Origin of the sequence: Pseudomonas sp. PDM18 (assembly GCF_014852585.1) — a bacterium.
Taxonomy (GTDB): domain Bacteria; phylum Pseudomonadota; class Gammaproteobacteria; order Pseudomonadales; family Pseudomonadaceae; genus Pseudomonas.
The window spans coordinates 1-6,483 of sequence record NZ_JACVBX010000031.1 but is presented as its reverse complement, the minus strand read 5'-3'; the positions used below and the strand labels follow the sequence as shown (position 1 = coordinate 6,483).

Genomic DNA, 6,483 nt, shown 5'->3' with positions numbered 1-6,483 from the left:
GCGCCGAGAACATCGCCGACTACGGCAACTCCCTCAGCCAGCTCGGCGCCAGCATGCATGCCGGCGGCGACATCCTCATCTATGCCTGCAACACCGCCCAGGGCGAGCGCGGGCAGGCCTTCGTCAACGAACTGGCCAGCCTGACCGGGCGCGATATCGCCGCTTCGGATGACCGCACCGGTAATGGCTCGGACTGGGACCTGGAAGTGACAACCGGCGCCATCGAGGCGCGGCCGGTGCTGTCGGCTACCTCCGAAGCGGCCTACCTGCACAGCCTGGCGATCCTCACTGTCACTACCAACGATGACAGCGGCGCCAACCTGACCTTCGGCGCCAACCAGGCGGCCGACCTCGCCGACGGTGGTGGCCTGTCGCTACGTGAAGCGATCAACTGGGCCGTAAATGGCGACACCATCCAGTTCGCGCCGGCACTCAGTGGCACCACCATTGCTCTGAACGGTCATGCCTCCGGCGACTCCCTGCTGGTGATCGACAAGAGCCTGACCATCCAGGGCGACACCAATAAGGACGGCACGGCCGACATCGTCCTCGATGGCCAGTACAACGGTCGGGTGCTGGAGATCAAGTCGGGCACGGTGAACCTCGACGGGCTGATCATCGCTCGCGGCCTGGTCTCCGGTAACGGCGGTGACGGTGGCTCGACCCCTGGAGTCAATGGCAGTGCGGGCGGCGACGCATTGGGCGCCGGTATTCTGGTCAGCGGTGGCACGACGAACATCAGCCACTCGGTGATTCGCTACAACTTCGCGGCCGCCGGTGGCGGCGGTAGTGGATACTCCGGTTCGCAGCCGACCGCCTATGGTGGTGGCGGTGGCTCGGGCTACGGTGGCAAGGGCGGCGGTGCGGGCGGTGCCGGTTACGGCGTCGGCCAACCCTCCAGCGGTATTGGCGTTGGCGGCGACGGTTTCGGCGACCCCCTGGGCGGCAAGGGTGGCACCACCTCTGGCGGCGCGGGCGGCGACTACCCGTCGACACCGGGTTACGACTACTTCAAGGGCGGTGACGGCGGCAAGGCCACCTTCGGTGCCAGATCCATCGGTGGTGGTGGCGGTGCGGGCGGCTATGGCCTGGCCGGAACGTCGCTTGCGGGCAAGGGTGGCAGCGCTGCCGGCGGGATGGCGATTGCCGCAGGCGCCACGGTCAACATGACCAGCACCCTGTTCATCGGCAACCTGGCGGCGGGCGGCGGTGGTTCTGCCGGTAGCAGCGCCACGGCAGGTACGGCGGGCGGTGACGCCGCCGGTGCCATCCTGGTTGCCGGTAACCTGAATTACCAGTCGAGCACCGTCAGCTTCACCGGCAACGTTGGCGTGGGTGGCGGGGGTGGCGCAGGCAGTAGCGGTAATGCCGACGCCGGTGATTCGTTGAACACCCTTGGCACTGCCAGCGACACGTCGGGACAGATCGGCGCCTTCAGCCCGGCGCCCACCGCCACCATAGTGGTTGGCAATACCGCCCAGAACATCGGCAATAGCGCTACGGTGACCATCACCTTCAGCGAGGCGGTAACCGGCTTCACCAACTCTGATCTGACGGTCGCCAACGGTACCCTGAGTTCGGTGAGCAGCAGCGACGGCGGCATCACCTGGACGGCGACCTTCACGCCGAATTCGGGGGTCACCAGCGCCAGCAACGTCATCACCCTGGACAACACGGGCGTCACCAGTGTGGCGGGGAGTGTGGCGGGGTCCGGTACCAGCACCTCCAACAACTACAGCATCGATACCGTACGCCCGACCGCGAGCGTGGTGGTCGGCAACTCTGCACTGAATGCTGGCAGCTCGACGACGGTGAACATTACCTTCAGCGAAGCGGTAAGCGGTTTCAGCCTGGCCGATATCACTGCGTCCAACGGGACGCTGAGCAACCTGAGCACCAGTGACAACATCCACTGGACCGCGACCTTGACGCCGAACGCCGGCAATAACAGCAGCGGCAACGTTGTCGTCCTCGACAACACCCTCTACACCGATGCCGCGGGCAACGCCGGCAGCAGTGTCACCTTGTCCAACACCTACTCCGTCGATACCCAGCGACCGACCGCGACCGTTGAGGTCAGCAACACGTCGCTGAACGTCGGTGGCTCCTCCCAGGTGACCATCACCTTCAGCGAGGCGGTGAGCGGCTTCACCCTGGATGACCTCACCGCCAGCAACGGCACGCTGAGCAACCTGACCACCAGCGATGGCCTCGTCTGGACCGCCACCCTGGTGGCGAATTCGGGCATTACCCAGTCCAGCAACGTCGTCACCCTCAACAACAGCGGCTATACCGACGTGGCCGGTAACACCGGCCTCGGCACCACCACGTCCAACAGCTACGCCATCGACACTCAGCGGCCAACGGCGACCATCGTGTTCTCCAACCCGAACATGGGTATTGGCCAGACTTCGTTGGTGACCATCACCTTCAGCGAGGCGGTGACCGGTTTCACCAATGCCAACCTGGACCTGTCCGGTGCCAATGGCACCCTGAGCGCGGTGAGCAGCAGCGACGGCGGTGTCACCTGGACTGCCACCTTTACGCCGACGGCGGGTATCGACAGCGCGACCAATGTCATCACCCTGCAGAACGTCGGGGTGAGCGACGCATCGGGTAACGCCGGCAGTGGTATCACTACGTCCAACAACTATGCAGTCGATGGCGTGCGCCCCACCGCGACCGTGGTCCTCGACAAGAGCTTGCTGATCATCGGCCAGACGGCGCAGGTGACCATCACCTTCAGTGAAGCAGTGAGCGGTTTCAGCAACAGCGACCTGACGGTGGCCGGCGGCACCCTGAGCGCGTTAAGCAGCAGCGACGGCGGCATCACCTGGACGGCGACCTTCACGCCGGCCGGCAACATCACCAACGCCAGCAACGTCATCACCCTTAACAACAGTGGCTATACCGACGCGGCCGGCAACACCGGGACCGGCACCAGCGTGTCGAACAACTTCGCCATCGATACCCTGCGCCCGACCGCCACCATCGTCGTGTCGGACACAACGCTCACCGCCGGCGAAACCAGCCTGGTGACCATCACCTTCAGCGAGGCGGTCAGTGGCTTCACCCAGGCCGACCTGAGCGCCAGCCACGGCAGCCTGAGCAACCTGAGCAGCAGCGATGGCGGCATCACCTGGACAGCGACCCTCACGCCCGACGCCAATACCCACAGCGCGACCAACGTCATCACCCTGACCAATTTCGACATCGCCGACCTGGTAGGCAACGCCGGCGTGGGCACTACCAGTTCGGCGAACTACAGCATCGATACCGTGCGCCCGAGCGCGTCCATCGTGGTCGGCAATCCCGCGCTGGCGATCAACGCTACTTCGCCGGTGACCATTACCTTCGACCAGGCGGTGACCGGCTTCACCAACTCCGACCTGACCGTGGTGGGCGGTACCCTGAGTGCGGTGAGCAGCAGCGACGGCGGCATCACCTGGACCGCTACCTTCACCCCGGCCGGCAACATCACCAGCCCGAGCAACCACATCACCCTGGACAACAGTGGCATCCAGGCGGCGGCTTCGGGCAACTCCGGCGTGGGCCTCACCTCCTCTAACAACTATGCCATCGACACCCAGCGGCCAACGGCGACCATCACGATGGCCGATTCGGCTCTGGGTATCGGCCAGACCACCACGGTGACCGTCACCTTCAGTGAAGCGGTTACCGGCCTTAGCCTGGCTGACCTGAACGTGCAGAACGGCACGCTGTCCGGGCTGATGACTACGGACAACGTCACCTACACCGCGACTTTCACCCCCACGGCGGGAGTGACCGACACCAGCAATGTCATCGTCCTAGATAACACCGGGGTGTTCGATGTGGCAGGCAACACCGGCAGTGGCACCACCAGTTCGGCTAATTACGTGCTCGACAGCACGCGACCGACGGCGACCATCGTCGTGAGCGACCCGACGCTGACCGCTGGTGAAACCACCCTGGTGACCATCACCTTCAGCGAGGCGGTAGTCGGCCTCGACAACGGCGACTTCAGCGTACCCAACGGCAGTTTGAGCGCGCTCAGCTCAAGCGATGGCGGCATTACCTGGACGGCGACCTACACGCCCAATACCAACACTCGTGACTTGAGCAACGTGCTCACCCTGAACAACACCGGCTATATCGACCTGGCCGGTAACGCCGGCGTCGGCGTGACCAACTCGGCCAACTTCACCATCGATACCGTGCGCCCGACCGCGACCATCGTAGTCGCCAGCCCGGCGCTGAATGTCGGTTCCACCTCGCTGGTGACCATCACCTTCAGCGAGGCAGTGACCGGGTTCACCAACGATGACCTGTCAGTGTCTGACGGCCACGGCACCTTGAGCCAACTGGTCAGCGAGGACGGCGGCATCACCTGGACCGCCACCTTCACGCCGAGCGCGAACATTACCGACACCACCAACCTCATCACACTGGACAACAGCGGTGTGCAGAACGCGTCGGGCAATAGCGGTAGCGGCACCACCACGTCGAACAACTTCGCGATCGATACCCAGCGCCCCGGCGCGACCATCACCGTGGCGGACGCCAGCCTCGGCATCGGCCAGACCACCACCGTGACTATTGCCTTCAACGAAGCGGTCACCGGGTTCGACCTGTCCGACCTGAGCTTGGCCAACGGCACCTTGTCCAACCTGACCAGCAGCGATGGCGGCAAGACCTGGACCGCCACCCTGACGCCGACCGCCGGGATCAGCGATCCCACCAACCTCATTATCCTCGACACCGCTCTGGTCACTGACATGGCGGGGAATATCGGCTCAGGCGTGGCGATCTCCAACAACTACGTCGTGGACGGTGTGCGGCCCACGGCCAGCATTGTCGTGGCCGATGATGTGGTGGGTATCGGCGAAACCAGCCTGGTCACCATCACCTTCTCCGAGCAGGTGAGCGGGCTGGACCTTTCCGACCTGGTGGTCAGCGGCGGCGTGCTGTCCAACCTGGCTACCGGCGACGGTGGCAAGACCTGGACCGCCACCCTGACGCCGAGCGTTGAAACCACGCAGAGCGGCAACCTGATTTCCCTCGATACCTCGCTGGTGCAGGACCTCGCCGGCAACAGCGGTGCCAGCAGCGCCAGCTCCAACGCCTTTGCCGTCGACACCCAGCGCCCGACCGCGAGCATCGTGGTGGCCGACAGCGCATTGAAGGCCGGCCAGTCCACCCAGGTGACCATCACCTTCAGCGAAGCGGTCAGCGGTTTCGACCACAGCGACCTGACGGTGAACAACGGCACCCTGAGCGCGGTCAGCAGCAGCGACGGCGGCATCACCTGGACCGCAACCTTCACGCCCGCCGCCAATGTCACCGACGCGACCAACCTGATCGTGCTCGACAACAGCGCGGTCAGCGACCTGGCCGGCAACACCGGCAGTGGAAGTACCGCTTCGAACAACTACGCCATCGACACCGCGCGCCCGACCGCGACCATCGTGGTCGCCGAGCCGAGCCTGGCGATCGGCCAGACCAGCCAGGTGACCATCACCTTCAGCGAGGCGGTGAGCGGCTTCGACAATACCGACCTGAGCGTGGCCAACGGCACGCTGAGCGCGGTGAGCAGCAGCGATGGCGGCCTGACCTGGACGGCGACCTTCACGCCGAACGCCAACGTCAGCGATACCCGCGCCGTCATCAGCCTGGACAACAGCGGCTATACCGATGCTGCCGGCAACACCGGCAGCGGCACGACCCTGTCCAATGGGGTGGCCATCGATACCGCACGCCCGACCGCCAGCATCGTGCTGGGCGACAGCGCGCTCAAGGCCGGCCAGACGACGACGGTGACCATCACGTTCAGCGAGGCGGTGAGCGGCTTCAGCAATGCCGACCTGAGCGTTGCCGGCGGCACCCTGAGTGCCGTGAGCAGCAGCGATGGTGGCGTCACCTGGACTGCAACATTCACCCCGGCGGCGAACCTCACCAGCACCGGCAATGCCATTGTCCTGGACAACACCGGCTACACCGACGCGGCCGGCAACAGCGGCGTCGGTACCACCAGCTCCGGCAACTATGCCATCGACACCCAGCGCCCGACGGCCACCATCGAAGTCGCCAGCACCGATCTGCGCCTGGGCCAGTCATCCCAGGTGACCATACGCTTCAGCGAAGCGGTCAGCGGGCTGGATCTCTCCGACCTGAGCGCCAGCAACGCAACGCTGTCCGGCCTGAGCTCCAGCGACGGCGGCCGCACCTGGACCGCGACGCTGACGCCGCTGATCAACGTGGTCGGTTCGAGCAACGTGGTGACGCTGAACAACCTCGGCTACACCGACGCCGCTGGCAATACCGGGCTCGGCGTCAGCCAGTCGAACAGCTACGCGATAAACAGCATCGCCCAGGAAGGCGACCCGCAATACCGCACCGAACAGGGCGTGCGCCCGGTGGTGGCGAACAGCGGCTTGCCGAGCAATGCGCCGCAGGTACCGTCGCCGCTGGTCAACGCCGGCCCGCCGACCCTCGGCCAGGTCC

At 65.2% G+C, this 6,483-nt stretch carries 1 protein-coding gene; it reads left to right on the top strand.

Going from position 1 to position 6,483, the window contains the following annotated elements; all coding sequences use genetic code 11:
• A partial coding sequence (locus IB274_RS29365) for an Ig-like domain-containing protein (protein ID WP_192436282.1) occupies positions 1–6,483 on the top strand: 6,483 nt, incomplete at both ends.